Source organism: Microbacterium sp. SMR1, from assembly GCF_003289625.1.
Taxonomy (GTDB): Bacteria; Actinomycetota; Actinomycetes; order Actinomycetales; family Microbacteriaceae; genus Microbacterium; species Microbacterium plantarum.
Map to the genome: position 1 here is coordinate 23,833 of NZ_QMBN01000004.1, position 19,027 is coordinate 42,859.

General features: G+C 72.2%; 16 protein-coding genes. 15 read left to right on the forward strand and 1 reads right to left on the reverse strand.

Annotated features, from left to right (window positions below; genetic code table 11):
- Positions 1 to 5 precede the first annotated feature (5 nt).
- The 13 genes from DO944_RS13090 to DO944_RS13150 are packed head-to-tail and all read left to right on the forward strand — an operon-like array spanning position 6 to position 15,413.
- On the forward strand, positions 6 to 869 hold the full coding sequence (locus tag DO944_RS13090; RefSeq protein ID WP_112617625.1) for an ABC transporter ATP-binding protein: 864 nt from the start codon (positions 6 to 8) through the stop codon (positions 867 to 869).
- Positions 866 to 1,756 carry an ATP-binding cassette domain-containing protein gene (locus tag DO944_RS13095; protein WP_112617626.1) on the forward strand — a complete coding sequence of 297 codons (891 nt, stop codon included), beginning with the start codon at positions 866 to 868 and terminating at the stop codon, positions 1,754 to 1,756. Before DO944_RS13090 ends, DO944_RS13095 begins: the two co-directional genes overlap by 4 nt.
- A complete protein-coding gene (locus DO944_RS13100) occupies positions 1,753 to 3,042 on the forward strand; it encodes an alpha/beta fold hydrolase (protein WP_112617627.1) in 1,290 nt (429 codons plus the stop codon). Before DO944_RS13095 ends, DO944_RS13100 begins: the two co-directional genes overlap by 4 nt.
- Positions 3,039 to 4,481 carry an aminopeptidase P family protein gene (locus DO944_RS13105; protein WP_112617628.1) on the forward strand — a complete coding sequence of 481 codons (1,443 nt, stop codon included), beginning with the start codon at positions 3,039 to 3,041 and terminating at the stop codon, positions 4,479 to 4,481. The genes DO944_RS13100 and DO944_RS13105 overlap by 4 nt, the downstream gene beginning before the upstream one ends.
- The gene (locus tag DO944_RS13110) at positions 4,478 to 7,234 is read left to right on the forward strand and encodes a beta-L-arabinofuranosidase domain-containing protein (RefSeq protein ID WP_112617906.1); all 2,757 of its coding nucleotides are present in this window, start codon (positions 4,478 to 4,480) and stop codon (positions 7,232 to 7,234) included. The genes DO944_RS13105 and DO944_RS13110 overlap by 4 nt, the downstream gene beginning before the upstream one ends.
- A complete protein-coding gene (locus DO944_RS13115; protein ID WP_112617629.1) occupies positions 7,231 to 8,133 on the forward strand; it encodes a dihydrodipicolinate synthase family protein in 903 nt (300 codons plus the stop codon). The genes DO944_RS13110 and DO944_RS13115 overlap by 4 nt, the downstream gene beginning before the upstream one ends.
- Positions 8,134 to 8,186: 53 nt before the next feature.
- Positions 8,187 to 9,188 (forward strand): proline racemase family protein, encoded by a 1,002-nt coding sequence (locus DO944_RS13120; RefSeq protein WP_112617630.1) that lies wholly within the window; start codon positions 8,187 to 8,189, stop codon positions 9,186 to 9,188.
- Entirely contained in the window at positions 9,185 to 10,162 is a 978-nt protein-coding gene (locus tag DO944_RS13125; protein WP_112617631.1) for an ornithine cyclodeaminase family protein, read from the forward strand. Before DO944_RS13120 ends, DO944_RS13125 begins: the two co-directional genes overlap by 4 nt.
- The gene (locus DO944_RS13130) at positions 10,159 to 10,869 is read left to right on the forward strand and encodes a GntR family transcriptional regulator (RefSeq protein ID WP_112617632.1); all 711 of its coding nucleotides are present in this window, start codon (positions 10,159 to 10,161) and stop codon (positions 10,867 to 10,869) included. Before DO944_RS13125 ends, DO944_RS13130 begins: the two co-directional genes overlap by 4 nt.
- Positions 10,866 to 12,032 carry an FAD-binding oxidoreductase gene (locus DO944_RS13135; protein WP_112617633.1) on the forward strand — a complete coding sequence of 389 codons (1,167 nt, stop codon included), beginning with the start codon at positions 10,866 to 10,868 and terminating at the stop codon, positions 12,030 to 12,032. The genes DO944_RS13130 and DO944_RS13135 overlap by 4 nt, the downstream gene beginning before the upstream one ends.
- Entirely contained in the window at positions 12,029 to 12,337 is a 309-nt protein-coding gene (locus DO944_RS13140) for a (2Fe-2S)-binding protein (protein WP_112617634.1), read from the forward strand. The genes DO944_RS13135 and DO944_RS13140 overlap by 4 nt, the downstream gene beginning before the upstream one ends.
- Entirely contained in the window at positions 12,334 to 13,923 is a 1,590-nt protein-coding gene (locus tag DO944_RS13145; RefSeq protein ID WP_112617635.1) for an FAD-dependent oxidoreductase, read from the forward strand. Before DO944_RS13140 ends, DO944_RS13145 begins: the two co-directional genes overlap by 4 nt.
- Positions 13,920 to 15,413 (forward strand): aldehyde dehydrogenase (NADP(+)), encoded by a 1,494-nt coding sequence (locus DO944_RS13150; RefSeq protein WP_112617636.1) that lies wholly within the window; start codon positions 13,920 to 13,922, stop codon positions 15,411 to 15,413. The genes DO944_RS13145 and DO944_RS13150 overlap by 4 nt, the downstream gene beginning before the upstream one ends.
- A gap of 96 nt (positions 15,414 to 15,509) precedes the next feature.
- On the opposite strand, the gene DO944_RS13155 is transcribed toward DO944_RS13150, so the two are convergent.
- Entirely contained in the window at positions 15,510 to 16,379 is an 870-nt protein-coding gene (locus tag DO944_RS13155) for a MurR/RpiR family transcriptional regulator (protein ID WP_112617637.1), read from the reverse strand.
- A gap of 126 nt (positions 16,380 to 16,505) precedes the next feature.
- Between DO944_RS13155 and murQ the strand changes: the two genes are divergently transcribed.
- Both murQ and DO944_RS13165 read left to right on the forward strand, forming a co-directional pair.
- Positions 16,506 to 17,411, forward strand: a complete 906-nt coding sequence (gene murQ / locus DO944_RS13160) for an N-acetylmuramic acid 6-phosphate etherase (RefSeq protein WP_205289276.1) — start codon at positions 16,506 to 16,508, stop codon at positions 17,409 to 17,411.
- A 68-nt stretch (positions 17,412 to 17,479) separates the two neighbouring features.
- Positions 17,480 to 19,015, forward strand: coding sequence for a PTS transporter subunit EIIC (locus DO944_RS13165; protein WP_112617638.1), 1,536 nt, complete (start codon positions 17,480 to 17,482; stop codon positions 19,013 to 19,015).
- Positions 19,016 to 19,027 lie beyond the last annotated feature (12 nt).

Consider the following 19,027-nt stretch of genomic DNA (forward strand, 5'->3'; position numbering starts at 1 on the left):
TGCCGATGACGGATGACCTCCTGCGCGTCGATGACCTGACGGTGCAGTTCCGCACCGCCGGGGGCACCGCCCGCGTCGTCGACGGCCTGAGCTTCGCGATCCCGCGCGGCGGGGCGCTCGGCATCGTCGGCGAGTCGGGCTCGGGCAAGTCGATGACGAGCCTCGCGATCATGGGGCTGCTCCCGAAGGGAGGCAGCGCCACGGGCTCGGTCACCTTCGACGGACGCGATCTGCTCACCCTTCCCGGCCGGGAGATGCGTCAGGTCCGCGGTGACCGGATCGCGATGATCTTCCAGGACCCTCTGTCGTCGCTGAACCCCTATTACACCGTCGGCACGCAGATCGCCGAGGCGTACCGCTCGCACCGGTCGGGCGTCTCGCGTCGCGAGGCCCGGCGGGTCGCGATCGAGGCGATGGAGCGGGTGCACATCCGGGATGCCGCGAAGCGTGTCGACCACTACCCGCACCAGTTCTCGGGCGGGATGCGGCAGCGCATCATGATCGCGATGGCTCTCAGCATGGAGCCCGAGCTGATCATCGCCGACGAGCCGACCACGGCGCTCGACGTGACGGTGCAGGCGCAGATCCTCGACCTGCTCGCGGAGATCCGTCGCGACACGGGCGCCGGTCTCGTCCTCATCACCCACGACCTCGCGGTCGTCAGCGAGGTGGCGGAGCAGATCGTCGTCATGCGAGCCGGTCGCATGGTCGAGAGGGGCAGCGTCGAAGAGGTCTTCAGCGACCCGCAGGAGGAGTACACGCGGCGACTGCTCGACGCCGTGCCCCGCATCGACGACGCGATCGGCGAGCTGCGCACGACCGACATCGCGATCGTGCCGGACAGCGAGATCGAGGAGGAGACGGCATGACCGACCAGACCGCGCCGCTGTGCCGCGCGACGGGCCTCGTGAAGGAGTTCGCGAGCCCCGGCGCGACGATGTTCTCGCGCAGCAGTCGCTTCCGCGCCGTGGACGGCGTCGACCTCGACATCCGGCGGGGCGAGACCCTCGCGCTCGTCGGCGAGTCGGGCTCGGGCAAGTCGACCGCCGCGCGACTGATCGCCCGTCTCATGGACACCACGGCGGGGACGATCGAGTTCGAGGGACGGGATGTCACGCACCTGCAGGGGCGCGATCTCCTGGCGTTCCGCAGCGACGTGCAGGTGATCTTCCAGGACCCGTATTCGTCGCTCAACCCCAAGCACACCGTCGAGCGACTCGTGACGGCGCCGCTGCGGTATCAGAACCGGAAGATCCCGGGTGGGGCGCGCGCCTTCACGCGGTCGCTGATGGACCGGGTGGGGCTCAATCCCGACCATTCCGACCGCTACCCGGCGCAGTTCTCGGGAGGTCAGGCGCAGCGCATCGGAATCGCCCGGGCGCTCGCGGTCGGCCCGAAGATGGTGATCTGCGATGAGGCCGTGTCGGCGCTCGACGTCTCGGTGCAGGCGCAGGTCATCAACCTGCTGACCGCGTTGCAGCGCGACGAGGGCTTCGCGTACCTCTTCATCGCGCACGACCTCGCCGTCGTGCGCCAGATCGCTACGCGCATCGCCGTGATGAGCCGCGGTTCCATCGTGGAGACGGGGGAGCGCGACCGCGTCTTCGAGAGCCCTCAGCACGAGTACACCCGTACGCTGCTCGCGGCGGTGCCCCGCATCAATCCCGAGTGGGACCGCCGCCGGCGCGCCGCCGAGAAGGCCCGCCGGGCCCGCGCGGCAGCCGCGGCATCCGATACCCAGACGGAGGCGTCATGACGAACGAGTACCACCTACCCGGCATCCGCGTCGCGGAGCGTCGCATCGACGTCCCGCTCGACTGGAGCGGCGGCACAGCAGCGGCCGGCACGATCGAGCTGCTCGTCCGCGAGCTCGTCGATCCCGATCGCGCGCGCGACGACCTCCCGCTGCTCGCGTTCCTGCAGGGCGGGCCCGGCGGGGCGAACCCGCGGCCGCTGCGCCGAGACGGATGGATCGACGAGGCGCTGCGGGACTATCGCGTGGTGCTCGTCGACCAGCGCGGCACCGGGGGCAGCACGCCCCTCGAAGCCGTCGACGTGGCGGGGCTCGACGCCGCGGCCGGCGCTGACCTCCTCGCCCTCCACCGGGCCGACTCGATCGTCCGCGACCTCGAGCACGTGCGCGAGACGCTCTTCGGCGGTCGGCGATGGGCCACCCTCGGACAGAGCTACGGCGGCTTCCTGACCCTCACCTACCTGTCGCTCGCGCCCCAGGCGCTGACGGCCTGTTACGTCTGCGGCGGTATCCCCGGCACCCCGCCGCGCGCGGCCGAGGTCTACGCCCGCACTTTCGACCGCGTCGCGGCGAAGACGGCTGAGCTGTACCGGCGATTCCCCGAGGACACCGAGGCGATCGCGCGCATCGCCGACCGACTCGCCGAGGGCGACGTGAGGCTCCCGGACGGCGACGTGCTGACCGTGCGCCGCTTCCAGTCGCTCGGGATCGACCTCGGGATGAAGCCCGGCCACGAGCGCCTGCACTGGCTCGTCGAGAAGGCGTTCGCCCGGCCGGGGCGGCTGTCGGAGGCGTTCCTCGCCGACGTGCAGTCGCTCAGCTCCAGCGCGGGCAACCCGCTGTTCTGGACCCTGCAGGAATCGATCTACGGCGACCCGGCCAGCGGCCCGACCGCGTGGGCGGCGCAGGCCGAGCGCGACCGTCGTCCCGAGTTCGACGAGGACCGGCGGCCGCTGCTGTTCACGGGCGAGATGGCCTTCCCCTGGATGTTCGACGAGGTGCGGCTGCTGCGCGGATTCCGGGATGCCGTCCATGCGCTGGCCGGCCGCGACACCTGGACGCCGTTGTACGACCTCGACCGGCTCGCCGCGAACGACGTGCCGCTCGCGGCGGCGGTGTACTTCGACGACATGTACGTCGATGCCGGGCTGCAGCTCGACACGCTGTCGCGCATCGGCAACGCCCAGTCGTGGGTGACGAACGAGTTCGAGCACGACGGCATCGGCTCCGGTCGCACGTTCACGCGACTGCGCGAGCTGGTCCGAGACCGCGGAGGAGAGAAGCGATGACCGCTGCCGACACCACCCGTCCCCCCTACGCCGGCACACGATACCCGCGCCTCGCGCAGGTACCGGCGTTCACCGAGTTCGTCTCGCGCGACTGGGCCGACGTGCCGACCAGACCGCACCTGCCCGCGGGCGCCGCGGCCGCGGCATCCGCTCATCGCGATCGCCTCAGCGCCGCCCTTCCCGGGCACGTGATCGTCGCCGCGGCGGGGCACGCGCCTGTCCGCAACGACGACGCGCACTACGGCTTCCGCGCCGACAGCGGCTTCGTCTGGCTGACGGCGTGCCAGGTCGAGGGCGCCGTGGTCGTGCTGTGGCCCGCCGCCGGCGGACACGACGCCGTGCTGTACCTCCCGCCGCCGTTCCGCCCCGGCGATGCCGGGTTCTTCTCGGATGCGAACCACGGCGAGCTCTGGGTCGGCCCGTCTGCCGGTCTGCCGGAGTGGGCCGACGCGCTGGGGATGACCGTCGAGCCTCTCGCTGCGCTGGAGCGCCGCCACTCCGAGCTGCGGGGCGCCTCGGCCGCGCGTTCGGCCGCCGCGCTCGCCGCCGAGGTCGGCGCGGAGGTGTCGGCTGAGCTCGAACGTGCCCTCGCCCGCCTGCGCATGGTGAAGGACGAGTGGGAGATCGGGCAGCTCCGCGCGGCCGTCGACGCCACGGTCGCCGGATTCGGTGCGGTCGTGGCCGAGGTGCCGCAAGCCATCGCCGACGGCCTCGGCGAGCGGTGGCTGCAGGGGACGTTCGACCGGCACGCCCGCACGTTCGGGAACGGGCCCGGCTACTCCACGATCGTCGGGTCGGGAGCGCACGCGCCGATCCTGCACTGGGTGCGATGCGACGGCGACGTCGTGCCGGATGCCGCGCTGCTGCTCGACATGGGCGTCGAGGCCCGGTCGCTCTACACCGCCGACGTGACCCGCACGGTTCCCGCGAGCGGTACGTTCTCGGAGACCCAGCGTGCGGTGCACGACCTGGTCGAGAAGGCGCACCGCGCGGGACTCGACCGCATCCGCCCGGGCGTGGCGTATCTCGATTTCCACTTCGCCGCGATGGAGGTCGTCGCGCAGGGCCTGCACGACTGGGGGCTGCTGCCGGTCTCGGTCGACGAGGCCCTGTCGCCCGAGGGCCAGCAGCACCGGCGATACCTCGCCTGCGGGATCGGGCATCACCTCGGTCTCGACGTGCACGACTGCAGTCAGGCGCACTACGAGGACTACATGGGCGCGGCGCTCGAGCCGGGCGTCGTCATGACCGTCGAGCCGGGCCTGTACTTCCACGCGCATGACCTCACGCTGCCGCCCGAGCTGCGCGGCATCGGCGTGCGCCTCGAAGACGACCTGCTCGTGACCGACTCGGGCTCGGAGGTCCTGTCGGCGGCGCTCCCGATCTCCGCCGCCGAGGTCGAGGCGTGGACGCGCGCGCAGTGGACGGGCGAGCGATGACGGATGCCGCACCCCGCGCGCTGCCGTTCCCCTCCGGGGCGGTGCGACTGAAGCCGACGAGCGCGTTCGCGCCGGCCCGTGACCGCATGCTGCACCTCGCCCAGGTCTATCCGATCGACCGGCTCCTCGCGGTGTTCCGGGCGGGTGCCGGGCTCGACACCCGCGGCGCGGAGCCTCCGGGCGCGTGGGAAGGATTCGGTCACCCGGCGGAGGAGCCGTGGGGCGAGTACGACTATCCCGGTCGTGAGGCCGCGCAGACGGCGAACCTGCTGCGCGGCCATTACGCGGGCCATTTCCTCTCGATGCTCGCGCTGGCCGCCGCGGGCGAGGACGACGACGAGCTGCGTTCGCGGGTCGACGAGCTCGTGGGCGGTCTCGCCGAGGTGCAGCAGGCGCTCGCCGCCACCGGGCGATATTCGCACCCGGGGCTGCTCTTCGCCTCGGGGGAGTGGCAGTTCGCGCGGCTGGAGCACTTCGCCCCCTACGGCGAGATCTGGGCGCCGTACTACACGTGTCACAAGCTCATGGCGGGGCTGCTCGACGCGTACGAGCTCGCGGGCAACAAGCAGGCGCTCGAGGTCGTCACGGGCATGGCGCACTGGATCTCGGGGCGACTCGAGAAGCTCGATCACGACCACCGCCAGCGCATGTGGTCGCTCTACATCGCGGGCGAGTTCGGCGGCATGAACGAGACGCTCGCGCGGCTTAGCGCCATCGTCGACGAGCCGCGCTTCCTCGCGGCGGCGCGAGCGTTCGATCAGGGAGACCTGCTCGAGGCGGGGTCGTCGGGCCACGACATCCTCGACGGCATGCACGCCAACCAGCACCTGCCTCAGCTCGTCGGCTACGTGCGCGAGTACGAACTGACCGGCGAACGCCGGTATCTCGCCGCCGCGATCGGCGTCTTCGACCAGGTCGTGCCGGGGCGGATGTACGCGCACGGCGGCACCGGGGAGAACGAGCTCTGGGGCCCGCCGCGCACGGTCGCCGGCGACATCGGCCGGCGCAACGCGGAGACGTGCGCGACCTACAACCTCGTCAAGCTCGCCGAGGCGCTGTTCACTCATACGCTCGCGCCGCGCTTCCTCGACTACGCCGAGCGGGCGCGGCAGAACCACATCCTCGGCTCGCGGCGCGCGGTCGACTCCGACGACAGCCCCGAGGTGACGTACATGTTCCCGGTGCACGCCGGGGCGCTGCCCGAATACGACAACGTCGGCACGTGCTGCGGCGGAACCGGGCTCGAGAACCACGTGGGTCACCAGGCCGGGATCTTCTTCCGCGACACCGGCGCGGAGCCCGCGCTGTGGGTCGCCCGTTACACGCCTGCCGAGCTCCGCTGGGACGAGCGCGGCGTGAGCGTCGAGGTCGATCAGGAGCATCCCTTCGCTGATCGCGTGACCCTCCGGGTGCAGACGACGGCCGGCCGTCCGGTGCGGCTCGCGGTGCATCTCCGCGTCCCGGACTGGGTGGCCGGCGGGGTCGAGGTCGCCGTCGACGGACATTGGGTCGACGTCGATGCCGCGCCGGGCGGCTTCGTCACCATCGACCGGACCTGGCGGGGCGATGAGCGCATCGAGCTGACCCTGCCCGCCGCGCTTCGGTCCGAGCCGACGATCGACGACCCGGGGCTGCGCAGCCTGAGGTACGGGCCGCATGCGCTCGTCGCCCACGACGGGTCGACGACCCCGATCGAGCGAGCGTGGGATGCGCGTCGGATGCCGGGAGGCGTGATCCGAGCCGACCTCGACGATGTCTCCGCGGCGCTCGCCGCGACCGGCGCGGTATCGATCGCCGGGCTCCGCCACGAACCGGTCTGGAACGGCTCCGACGAGCGGTACCACCTGTACTCGCGAGCCGACGACCGCACGATCGGATTCGCCGGCGTCGAGACGGGGGTCCCTGCTCGGCGGCGCGCCGACGGGACCACACTGATCGACGCCCTGTGGGCCGAGCCCGCGCCGCAGGACGACGCCGAGCTGCTCGACCGCCTCGTCGCGGTGTGCCGGATCGGGATGACGGACTCGCTCGTGAGTGCTTCCGAGGCGCGGGCCGTCATCGGTGCGGGGCTCGACGCAGGCCTCGGGATCGACGGCGCGTCGGCCGCGACCGCGGATGCCGCGCGCCGCGCCCGGGACTTCGCCGGGGCACTCACCACGACGCCGGATGCCGTCATGCCGCCGACCGTCGACATCGTGGTCTCACCCGCACCGGCGGCCTCGGGCTGGTTCACCGCCCCGCCGACCGTCGAGGTGCGGGCCGCCGGCGTGACCAGCGACCGGTTGCGCCTCGAGCTGCGCATCGACGACGGCCCCTGGCGCGCGGTCGACGGTCCCGTCGTCGTCGTCGATCGCGAGGGTGTGGTGCGCCTCGCGGCGCGCGCGGTCGATGCCGCCGGGCGGTCGAGTGCCGTACGACGCGAACTCGCGATCGACACCGAGCCGCCGCGGAGCGAGGCTCGGGTGAAGCAGCTCGGCGCCGCCGTCGAGATCACCCTCATCGCGGCCGACGACGTCTCCGGCGTCGATGCCATCCGCTGGGAAGGCGAGGGCACCTTCTGGGCGACGTTCCAGGAGGCCTTCGTGCGAGCCCTCACCGATCACGAGCAGGTGATCGAGTTCGCCGCGACCGACCGCGCCGGGAATGAGGAGGCCCGTCGCCGGATCACGCTTCCGCCCGCCTCGAAAATGGATACCATTGCAATTGCACTGACATCGGCGCCTGACATCGCCAGATCGGAGAACGATTCATGACCGACCGCAAGCCCTGGCACGGCGTCAACCTCGCGACCACGCTGCCGTTCCACGACGACCTGTCCGTCGACTACGACGCCTACGCCGAGCTCGTGCGCTTCACGACGCAGAACGGCGTGACCGGCATCATCCCGAACGGCTCGCTCGGCGAGTATCAGACGCTCACCGAGGAGGAGCGCAAGCGCGTCTTCCTCACCGCCGTCGAGGCCGCGCCCGACGCCGCCGTCATCCCGGGCGTCGGAGCCTACGGCGCGCTCGAGAGCGTGCGCTTCGCCGAGCACGCCGCCGAGAACGGCGCGCCGGCCGTCATGCTGCTGCCGCCCAACGCCTACCGGGCGAGCGACGACGAGGTCGTCGACCACTATCGCCGGGTCGCCGCGGTCGGCCTGCCGATCCTCGCGTACAACAACCCGATCGACACGAAGGTCGACCTGCGTCCCGACCTGCTCGCGCGGCTGTTCGCCGAGGGGCTCATCGTCTCGGTCAAGGAGTTCTCGGGCGACGTCCGTCACGCCTACGAGATCCGCGAGCTCGCGCCCGGCCTCGACATCTCGATCGGGTCGGATGACGTCGTGTTCGAGCTGGGCCTCAACGGCGCCGTGGGCTGGGTCGCCGGTTACCCCAACGCGATCCCCGCGTCGACGGTCGAGCTCTACACGCTCTCCACCTCCGACGACCCGCAGGACTGGGTGCGGGCGCGCGAGATCTACCGCGACCTGCACCCGCTGCTGCGCTGGGACTCGAAGACCTGGTTCGTCCAGGCGATCAAGCTCTCGCAGCAGGTCGCCGGCGTGCTCACGAGCACGACGACGCGTCCGCCGCGGCTGGCTCTGCCCGACGAGGTGGCCGCGCGTATCATCGCCGACACCGAGGCCGTGCTGAGCAAGGGCTACCGCTGACCCGCGGCGTCCGCCCCCGCTGAACCCGCCGCCGACGATCGAAAGGCTCCTTCATGCGCACGAAGCGCGTCTTCCACGCCGTGGACTCCCACACCGAGGGGATGCCGACCCGTGTCATCGTCGGCGGCGTCGGCCCCCTGCCCGGCGCCACGATGGAGGAGCGGCGGCAGCGGTTCATGGCCGAGAACGACGGGCTGCGACGCCTGCTCATGAACGAGCCGCGGGGCCACAGCGCGATGAGCGGTGCGATCCTGCAGCCGCCCACCCGGCCGGATGCCGACTTCGGCGTGCTCTACATCGAGGTGTCGGGATGCCTGCCGATGTGCGGCCACGGCACGATCGGGGTCGCCACCGTGCTGGTCGAGACCGGCATGGTGCCCGTCGTCGAGCCCGTCACGACGATCCGGCTCGACACCCCCGCGGGACTCGTCGTCGCCGAGGTCGCGGTGTCGGACGGCCATGCCGAGCGGGTCACCATCCGCAACGTGCCCTCGTTCGCCGTCGGGCTCGGCCGCACGGTCGACGTCCCGGGGTTCGGTGCGGTGACCTATGACCTCGCGTTCGGCGGCAACTTCTACGCGATCGTGCGCCTCGACGACCTCGGTCTGCCGTTCGACCGGTCGCGCAAGGACGACCTGCTGCGCGCGGGGCTGGCGATCATGGCGGCGGTCGACGAGGCCGACAGCCCCGTTCATCCGGTCGACGGCACCATCCGCGGCTGCCATCACGTCTATCTCGAAGCGCCCGGATCGACCGCGCGGCACTCGCGGCACGCGATGGCCATCCACCCGGGCTGGTTCGACCGGTCGCCCTGCGGAACCGGCACCAGCGCGCGCATGGCGCAGCTCCACGCCCGCGGCGAGCTTCCGCTGCACACCGACTTCGTCAACGAGTCGTACATCGGCACCGCCTTCACGGGTCGCCTCGTCGAGCAGACCGAGGTCGCCGGCATCCCGGCGGTGATCCCGACGATCACCGGCCGCGCGTGGGTCACCGGCACGGCGCAGTACATGCTCGACCCGAGCGATCCGTTCCCCGAGGGGTTCGTCCTGTGAGCGCGGGATCGGTCGCCGTGCCCGTCGTCTCGGCGGCCGACATCGAGCGCGCGATGACGCCGGCCGCGGCCGTCGAAGCGATCGATGCGGCGCTGCGATCGGGGCTCGACGTCGAGGCCGACCACGAACGGATCTTCGCGCCGCTGTCGGCGGGCGACTTCCTGCTGATGCCGTCGGAGTCACCGGATGCCGTCGGCATCAAGGTGGCGACGATCGCGCCCGGCAACACCCGGCTCGGGCTGCCGAAGATCAGTGCCTGGTACCTGGTGTTCGATCGCGAGACCCTGCAGCCTGCGGCGATCGTCGACGGCACGCGGCTGACGACGCTGCGGACGCCCGCGGTCACCGCCGTCGCCGTCCGCGACCTGCTCGCCGCCGACCCGCGCGGTGCCCGGCGGCGGATCGACCGTCTCGCGGTGCTGGGCTCGGGCCCCCAGGCGATCGAGCACGCGACGACGCTCGCGGCGATCCTGCCGGTCGGCGACGTGACGATCACCGGGCGGACACCCGAACGGGTCGAGGATGCCGTCGTGACCCTTCGCGAGCGGGGTATCGATGCCCACGCCGGGACGCTCGCGACTGCACGGGACGCGGATGTCGTCGTCACCGCGACCTCCTCGAGCACGCCGGTCATCGATCTGGGCGACATCGCGCCGAGCGCCGTCGTCGCAGCCGTCGGGGCGCACGGGCTCGATCACCGTGAGCTCGGCGCCGACCTCGTGCGGGCCGCCGATGTCGTCGTCGAGGCCCGCGCCTCGGCCCGGCGCGAGAGCGGCAACCTCGCGGGCGCGGCTGGCGGCGCGCCGCTCGCCGAGCCCGCCAACCTCGTCGAGCTGGTCTCGGGCCGCGTCTCACGCCGGCCCGGAGCGCCCGCCGTGTACACCGGCGTCGGCATGGCCTGGGAAGACCTCGCCGTCGTGCAGGGGATCATGGAGGTCATGCGGCGGGGGTCCGCATCGGAGGAGACGACATGAGCACGCCCGAGTTCCGCAACGTGGTCCGGCTGGACAAGCAGCCCAGCATCCGCTCGACCGTCACGCGTGCGCTCCGCGCGGCTGTCATCAGCGGCGAGCTGCAGCCCGGCCGGGTGTACTCGGCGCCGAGCCTCGGTGAGCAGTTCGGCGTCTCGGCCACGCCCATCCGCGAGGCGATGCTCGACCTCGCCCGCGAGGGTCTCGTCGTCACGATCCCCAATCGCGGCTTCCAGATCACCGAGGTGTCCGAGCGCGACCTCCGCGAGGTGACCGAACTGCGCCTCATGCTCGAGCCGCCCGCCATGGAGCGCGCGACCCCGCTCATCCCGGCCTCGGCGCTGCCGGACCTGCGGCGCAAGGCCGCCGACATCGTCGCGGGCGCCCAGTCGGGCGACCTGGTGGAATACCTCGCCGCCGACAGCGACTTCCACCTCGCGCTGCTGCAGTACGCCGGTAACGCCCGGCTCGTCGACCTCGTCGCCGGGCTCCGCTCGCAGACGCGCCTGTTCGGTCTGGCGAACCTGCACGAGCAGGGGCGGCTCGTCGCCTCGGCCCACGAGCACGACCTGATGCTCGACGCGATCGAGGCGGGCGATGCCGCGGGCGCTCGCGACCTCGTCCACCGCCACATCGAGCACGTGCTGACCGACTGGTCGGGCGAAGCCCCCGCGCGCTCGGATGTCGCGGACGGCGGTGTCGGCACGTGACGGAACGCCCCGGAAATCCCGACGTCCTCGTCATCGGCGCGGGCATCGTCGGCGCGGCGGTCGCCCGTGCGGCGGCGGAGGCCGGGTTCTCGGTGACCGTCGTCGAGCGAGGAACGATCGCGGCCGGCACGACGAGCCGGTGCGAGGGCAACCTCCTCGTCTCCGACAAGGAGGTCGGACCCGAGCTCGAACTCGCTCTCCACTCGCAGCGCATCTGGCGCGGTGAGCTCGCCGAACACGCGGCGCGGTGGGAGTTCGAGGCAAAAGGCGGACTCGTCGTCGCGGCGAGCGAGGGCGGCAAGACGGCCCTCGACGCGCTCGCCGAACATCAGCGCTCGCTCGGCATCCGGGCCGACGACGTCCCCGACATCGCCGCGCTCCACGACATCGAGCCGTACCTGAACCCCGCGATGGCCGGTGGCGTCTACTACCCCGACGACGCCCAGGTGCAGCCCGTCCTCGCCGCGCACCATCTGCTGCGGCTCGCCCGCGACCGCGGAGCCCGACTACTGACCGGCGTCACGGTCACCGGCATCCGCACCCGCGCCGGACGTGCGATCGGCATCGATTCCTCCGCGGGCGCGATGGACGCGGGTGTCGTCGTCAACTGCGCCGGGCCATGGGCGGGCGAGATCGCCGCGCTCGCCGGGCTCGAGCTGCCCGTCCTGCCCCGGCGCGGCTTCGTGCTCGTGACCGAGCCCGTCCCCGTGACCGTGCGGCACAAGGTGTACGCGGCCGAGTACGTGCAGAACGTCGCGTCGTCGGATGCGGGGCTCCAGGTCTCTTCGGTCGTCGAGGGGACGCCGAGCGGCACGATCCTCATGGGGGCGAGCCGCGAACGCGTCGGCTTCGACACGTCGTTCTCGGCCGAAGCCGTCGGACGCGTCGCGCGCGCGGGCGCCGAGCTGTTCCCGGTGCTCGCCGATGTGCAGATCCTTCGCACGTACTCGGGTTTCCGGCCGTACTGCCCCGACCACCTGCCGGTCATCGGGCCGGATGCCCGGCTTCCGGGGCTCTGGCACGCCGCCGGACACGAGGGCGCGGGCATCGGACTCTCCGTCGGCACGGCCGCCCTCATCGTGCAGGCGCTCCGCGGCGAGCCGACCGACCTGCCGCTCGACGCCTTCCGGCCCGAGCGCTTCGCGGAGCGGGTCGCGGCATGAGCGCGGAGATCACGAGCGACGAGACCTTCCGCTTCGACGGGGCGCCGGTGCCGTTCCGCCCCGGCCAGACCGTGGGCGGCGCGCTCGCGGCATCCGGCGTCGTGTCGTGGCGGACGACGCGGGGAAGCGGCGAGCCCCGCGGGCTCTTCTGCGGCATCGGGGTCTGCTACGACTGCTTGCTGAGCGTGGACGGACAGCGCTCGCAGCGGGCCTGCGTCACGCCCGCACGGGCCGGGCAGGACGTCCGCAGCGACAATCCGGACGCGCCCCTGCCGCTGCCCGCGCCGGAGGGGGCTGAGCCGTGAGCGTCGAGAATCGCGCCGACCTCGCCGTCGTCGGGGCCGGACCGGCGGGCCTGTCGGCGGCCGTCACTGCGGCCGAGGCCGGGTTGCGGGTCGTCCTCGTCGACGCGGGCACGCAAACGGGCGGCCAGTACTGGCGGCACCCCGACGAACGGCACCTCGATGCCTTCGCCGATCCCGAGCACAGGGGGCACCACCACTGGGAGCACTATCGCGGGCTGCGCGATCGGCTGCGGCGTCAGGTCGAGACCGGAGGCGTCGTCCACCGCGCCGGCCGGCAGGTGTGGCGGATCGACGGCGAGGCGGCCGGCGGGTTCCTGATGCGGACGACCGCCGTGACCGGGGTGGATGCCGCGGCGGCGGTCGATCGCGCGATCCGCGCCGAGCGCGTGGTGCTCGCGCCCGGAGCCTACGACCGTCAGCTGCCCGTGCCGGGCTGGACGCTGCCCGGCGTCATGGCCGCCGGCGGCGTGCAGGCGATGCTGAAGGCGAACCAGGTCGCGGCCGGCCGTCGCGCCGTCGTCGCGGGAACCGGGCCGTTCCTCCTGTCGGTGGCGGCGGGACTCGCGCGAGCGGGCGTCGAGGTCGTGGCCGTCTGCGACGCGAACGCGCTGTCGCGCTGGGCCGCGACGCCGCTGCGGGCGCTGCAGGAGCCGGGCAAGCTCATCGAAGGGGTCGGCTATGCGACGACCTTCGTCCGCGAACGCATCCCGCTCCGCACACGCACGATCGTGACGTCCGTCGCGGGGGAGGGGCGAGTGACCGGCGCGACGGTCGCCCGGGTGGATGCCGCCGGGCGCGTGCGTCCGGGGACGGAGCGCACCCTCGACGTCGATCTCGTCGCCTTCGGCTGGGGCTTCACCCCGCAGATCGAGCTCGTGGTCGGTGCCGGGGCGGAAACCCGGATCGACGTCGACGGCTCGCTCGTCGCGGTCGTCGACGGCGACCAGCGCACGAGTGTTCCCGGTCTCTACGCAGCCGGCGAGGCGACCGGCATCGGTGGCGCCGTGCAGTCGTGCGCCGAGGGTGAGCTGGCAGCCCTCGCGGCGGCCGTCGACGCGGGTCTCGCGGTGCCGATGGCATCGGCCCGGCGTCTGCGGCGGCGGATCGCGCGCGGTCGGAGCTTCGCGGTCGGGATGCATCGGGCGAGCCCCGTGCCCGAGCAGTGGGCGACCTGGCTCCGCGACGACACCCTCGTCTGCCGGTGCGAGGAGGTGCCGGTCTCGGCCGTCCGCGACACGGTGACCGACCTCGCAGCCGACGACGCGCGGGATGTGCGCGTGACCGCGCGCCCCGGAATGGGGATGTGCCAGGGGCGCGTGTGCGGGTTCGCGCTCTCGTGCCTCGTCGGCCAGGAGACCGGACGTCCCCGGCGGGCGGCCGACGTCGAGCCCCTCGTGCGCCGGCCGATCGGTACGCCCCTCCGCGTCGCAGATCTCGCCGAGCTGGCCGAGCCCACGGCGCAGGCCGAGCCCCCGGGTTCCGCCGACCTCGCGGGCTTCGCCGGTCCCGCCGGGTTCACCGCCGCCGCCGACCCCGCAGACCTCCCTGACTCCGCAGACCTCTCTCCCCGGAAGGAACGCTCATGACCACCGCAGCATCCCCCGCCACGGCGACGCCCGTCGCCGACACCCCGATCGCCGAGGTCGACGCGTTCGTCGGGCTCGCCGCCGAGGCGTCATCGGCCTGGCGAGCGGCGTCGATCGCCGTCCGGGGCGAGGCACTGCGCGCGGTGGCCGAAGGGCTCGACGCGCGTGCCGACGACCTCGTGCTCCTCGCCGACCGTGAGACGCATCTCGCCGAGGCGCGGCTGCGCGGCGAGCTGAAGCGCACGACGTTCCAGCTGCGCCTGTTCGCCGAGGTGCTCGCCGAGGGCTCCTGGCTCGATGCTCGCATCGACCACGCGGTCGCCGACTATCCGATGGGGGCACCGCGCCCCGACATCCGGCGTCAGCTCGAGGGCATCGGCACGGTGCTGGTGTTCGCGGCGAGCAACTTCCCCTTCGCGTTCTCCGTCGCCGGCGGCGACACCGCCAGCGCGCTCGCGGCGGGGAACGCCGTCGTGCTCAAGGCTCACCCGGGCCACCCGCACCTGTCGCAGCTGACCGGCGAGATCGTCACGGCGGCCCTCTCGGCGGCGGGCGCGCCCGCGGGTATCTTCACGGTCATCCACGGGACGGATGCCGGGGTGCACGCGCTGCGGCATCCCGAGGTCCGTGCCGCAGCCTTCACCGGGTCGATCGCCGGCGGCCGCGCGCTGTTCGACATCGCGATGTCGCGGCCCGAGCCGATCCCGTTCTACGGCGAGCTCGGCAGCGTGAACCCCGCGTTCGTCACGCGCGGTACCGCCGAGTCGCGGCCGGCGGAGATCGCCGAGCAATTCGTCGCCTCGGTCGTCGGCAGCGCGGGGCAGCTGTGTACCAAGCCCGGCCTGCTGCTCGTGCCCGCCGGGTCGGGAGTCGTCGACGCGCTCGCCTCGATCGTGCTGCCGGGGCCTGCGCCGCTGCTCAACGATTCGATCGCGTCGGGCTTCCGCCGGGCGTTCGACGGCGCCGCGCAGCACGACGGGGTCGACGTGCTCGTCGGGGCTCCCTCGTCGGACAGCGACACGCCGCCCGCGCCCGCCCTGCTGCGGACGACCGCCGCCGCGGTGATCGCCGACCCCGACGCCCTCGTGTCGGAGATGTTCGGGCCGGCGGCCCTCGTCGCCGAGTACGACGACGATGCCCAGCTCGTTGCGGTCGCGAAGCTGCTCGAGGGTCAGTTGACCGCGACGATCGTCGCCGAGGAGGGCGACGCGGTGGCGGCCGAGCTGCTGCCGGTGCTCGCGACGAAGGCCGGCCGCGTGCTGTGGAACCAGTGGCCGACCGGTGTCTCCGTGACGTGGGCGCAGCAGCACGGCGGCCCGTACCCCGCCACGACAGCGGTCGGGACGACGTCGGTCGGAACCGCTGCGATCACCCGCTTCCTGCGGCCGGTCGCGTATCAGAACGTGCCCGAGGCGCTGCTGCCCGCCGCCTTGCAGGAGGCCAACCCGCTCGGCATCCCCCGCCGCGTCGACGGCATCCTGCAGCCCTGAACCGCCCCTGCTCTTCCACGTCGAGTCGCCAGGGAATGCGGATGCTGGCATCCTCGCATCCGCACTCTTTGGCGACTCGACGGGGATGGGCCCGGGTCACCGGGTCAGGTGCTGGGTGCCGACGGCGGCGCGGGTGGCGCTGAGGGCGGCGTCGAGGTCGGGGTAGCGCAGCTGGGCGACCCGGATGAAGACGAAGTCCGCGACGGCGAGCTGCGCCATCCGGCTCGCAAGCGCTGCAGCGCGCAGGGTCGCCTCGCGGGCGGGGGTGCGCAGGGTGGCGGATGCGGCAGCGGCGAGGGGCGAGTCGGTGTCGTTGGTGATCGCGACCGTGAACGCTCCGGCGTTCGACGCGATCTCGACGGCGCGCAGTACATCGATCGTGCCGCCGCTGAACGAGAACGCGATCGCGGTGGTGCGCGCGTCGGCGAGCGCGGCGTGCACGAGCTGAACGTGCGTGTCGTGGGAGCTCAGGCACATGATGCCGATGCGCTGCAGCTTCTGCGCGAGGTCGGCCGCGGCGAGGCCCGACGCACCGACGCCGAAGGTGACGACCCGCTCGCTGTCGGCGATCGCTCGGGCGATGCGCTCGAGGGCGTCGAGATCGAGCATCCGGCCGGTCTGCTCGATCGTCCGCGCCTCGTGGAACGCGACCTTCGCGACCATCTCGGCGGGGGAGTCGGAGGGGTTCAGCTCGCCCTCGGCGATATTCGAGCGCTCGAGCTCGATCGCTCGCCGTGAGACCTCCTGGGCGAGCTCGACGCGGAACGAGGGGTACCCCGCGAATCCGAGGCTCTTCGCGAAGCGGACGACCGACGCCTGCGAGACCGACGCGCGCTCGGCGAGTGTCGTGACGGTCGCGGTCACGGCGAAAGCGGGGTCGTCGAGCACCGCGCGAGCCACCTGCACCTCGGCCGGGCGCAGACGGGGGATGATCGCGCGGGTCGCTTCGAGGACGTCGCCGTCCATGTGCCTCCTCGGGAAGTCGGTTCAGTCTTCCACAGATCTTGACAAAAGTTGCCGCCAAGAGCACTCTGTGTGAAACAAAGTGCCACGCGCCCATCGGCGTGCGCCGCAGCCCGACGAGGAGCATCCGTGACCACCCCGCACCCGACCCCCGCTACCGAGACGCGCAACCCGCTGACGGGCGAGCTCGACGCGATGACCGTCGACGAGATCCTCCGCGTCATGAACGACGAGGATGCCGGGGTGGCCGGGGCCGTCGCGGCCGCGATCCCCGCGATCGCCCGAGCCGTCGATCTCGCCGTCACCGCGCTCTCGTCCGGAGGGCGTCTCGTCTACCAGGGGGCGGGCACGAGCGGCCGTCTCGGCGTCCTCGATGCGGCGGAGTGTCCGCCGACGTTCGGCACCGACCCCGCGCAGGTCGTCGGCCTGCTCGCCGGCGGTCACGAGGCGATGTTCCGCGCGATCGAAGGTGCGGAGGACTCCCGCGAGCTCGGCGCCGACGACCTGACCGGCATCGGACTCACCGAGCGCGACGTCGTCGTCGGCATCGCGGCATCCGGTCGCACGCCCTACGTCATCGGCGGACTCGACGAAGCCCGTCGAGTCGGCGCCGCGACGGTGGCGATCTCGTGCAGCCCGAACGCCGAGATCAGCGCCCACGCCGACGTCGCGATCGAGGTCGACAACGGTCCCGAGGTGCTCACTGGCTCGACCCGGCTCAAGGCGGGCACGAGTCAGAAGCTCGTCCTCAACATGATCTCGACGGCGACGATGGTGCGTCTCGGCAAGGTCTACGGCAACCTCATGGTCGACGTGCGCCCGAGCAACGAGAAGCTCGTCGCCCGCGCCGTCCGCATCGTCCAGGCCGCGACCGATTGCGATACCGCCACCGCCCGCCGCTCGCTCGACGAGGCCGATGGTCACGCCAAGACGGCGATCGTCGCGATCCTCTGCGACGTCGACGCGGCGACCGCCCGTGAGCGGCTCAGCGCGGGCGCGGGCTTCGTCCGTGAAGCCGTGCGCGACCGCGCCTGACGCGCCGACCGCCCGCACCCCGAACCCAGCACCCGACACCCGACACCCGTCCGCCGGAAGGAATCACCGTGGATTACCCCGAACTCAGCGAGGAGATCCTGCCGCTCGTCGGCGGCTCGCAGAACATCGCCTCGTACACGAACTGCATGACGCGCCTGCGGCTCAATCTTCATGACCCGTCGAAGGCGGATGTCGCGGCGCTCCGGCGCCTCGACGGCGTCATGGGCGTCGTCGACGGCCCGCAGCTGCAGGTCGTCGTCGGTCCCGGTCACGCGCAGCGCCTGCGCGACGCCTTCGCCGAGGTCGTCGACGCTCCCGCCGAGGCTGCTGTCGACGATCCCGCGGACGAGGTCGCCGACATCGCGGCGGCCGCGGCGGGGAGCCGGGCTGCGGGCGCGCGAGCAGCCGGCGGCGGCGAGCCCGTCGACGCGGCGACCGACCTGCGCACGCTGCAGCAGCAGAACACGCAGAAGGTGAAGTCGCGGCACACCTCGAGGGTGCACGGGCTGTTCCGCCACATCGCGAACATCTTCGTGCCGATCATCCCCGGGTTCATCGCCTGCGGACTCGTCGTGGCGATCGGCAACATCTGGAAGCTCATCGACCCGAGCGTCACCGCCAACCCGTGGTTCCTGGTGTTCGCGGCCCTCGGCACGATCGTCGTCACCTCGCTCAACCTCATCGTGGGGCTCAACACGGCGAAGGAGTTCGGCGGCACCCCCGTGCTCGGCCTCATCGCCGGCGCCATCTCATACCTCCCCGCGCTCGCCGGCATCGCCGCGACGACGGCCGCCGACGGCACGGTCACTCCGGCTCAGCCGCTCGTGCTCCCGCTGTTCGGCGAACTCAAGCCCGCGCTCGGCGGCATCATCGGCGTCATGGTCACGGCGTGGCTGTTCACGGTCATCGAGAAGTGGATCCGCAAGCGCGTTCCCGCCTGGGCCGACCTCTTCGTCGTGCCGGTCGTGACGCTTCTCATCGGCGCCGTCATCTGCATCTTCGTGATCATGCCGATCTCGGGTCTGCTCATGCAGGGCATCAACTGGCTGCTCATCGACTTCGCCCTCGAGCGGGGCGGCGTCATCGGCGGATACCTGCTGTCGTCGCTGTTCCTCCCGCTCGTCATGCTCGGCATCCACCAGGGCCTGACGCCGATCCACGCGCAGCTCATCACCGACCACGGCTTCACGGAACTGCTGCCGGTACTGGCGATGGCGGGGGCGGGCGAGGTCGGCATGGCGATCGCGATCTTCCTGAAGACCAAGAGCACCCGGCTTAAGAACATCATCCGTGCGGCGCTGCCCATCGGCGTGCTCGGCGTCGGGGAACCGCTCATCTACGGCGTCTCGCTGCCCCTCTTCTACCCCCTCATCACGGCCTGCCTCGGCGGTGGCTTCGGCGGCGCGTTCGTGGCCTTCGGCATTCAGGCCAGCGGCGGGTTCGGCGCCGGTGCTCTCGGGCTCTCGGGCGTGCTCATGACCGCCGTCATCACCAACGGCGCGTGGCTCTGGTACGTCGGCGGCCTCGTGATCTCGTACATCATGGGCTTCGTGCTGACCTGGTTCTTCGGGTTCAAGGAGCACATGGTCGAGCGGCTCGGCTGAGACAGGAGCGTC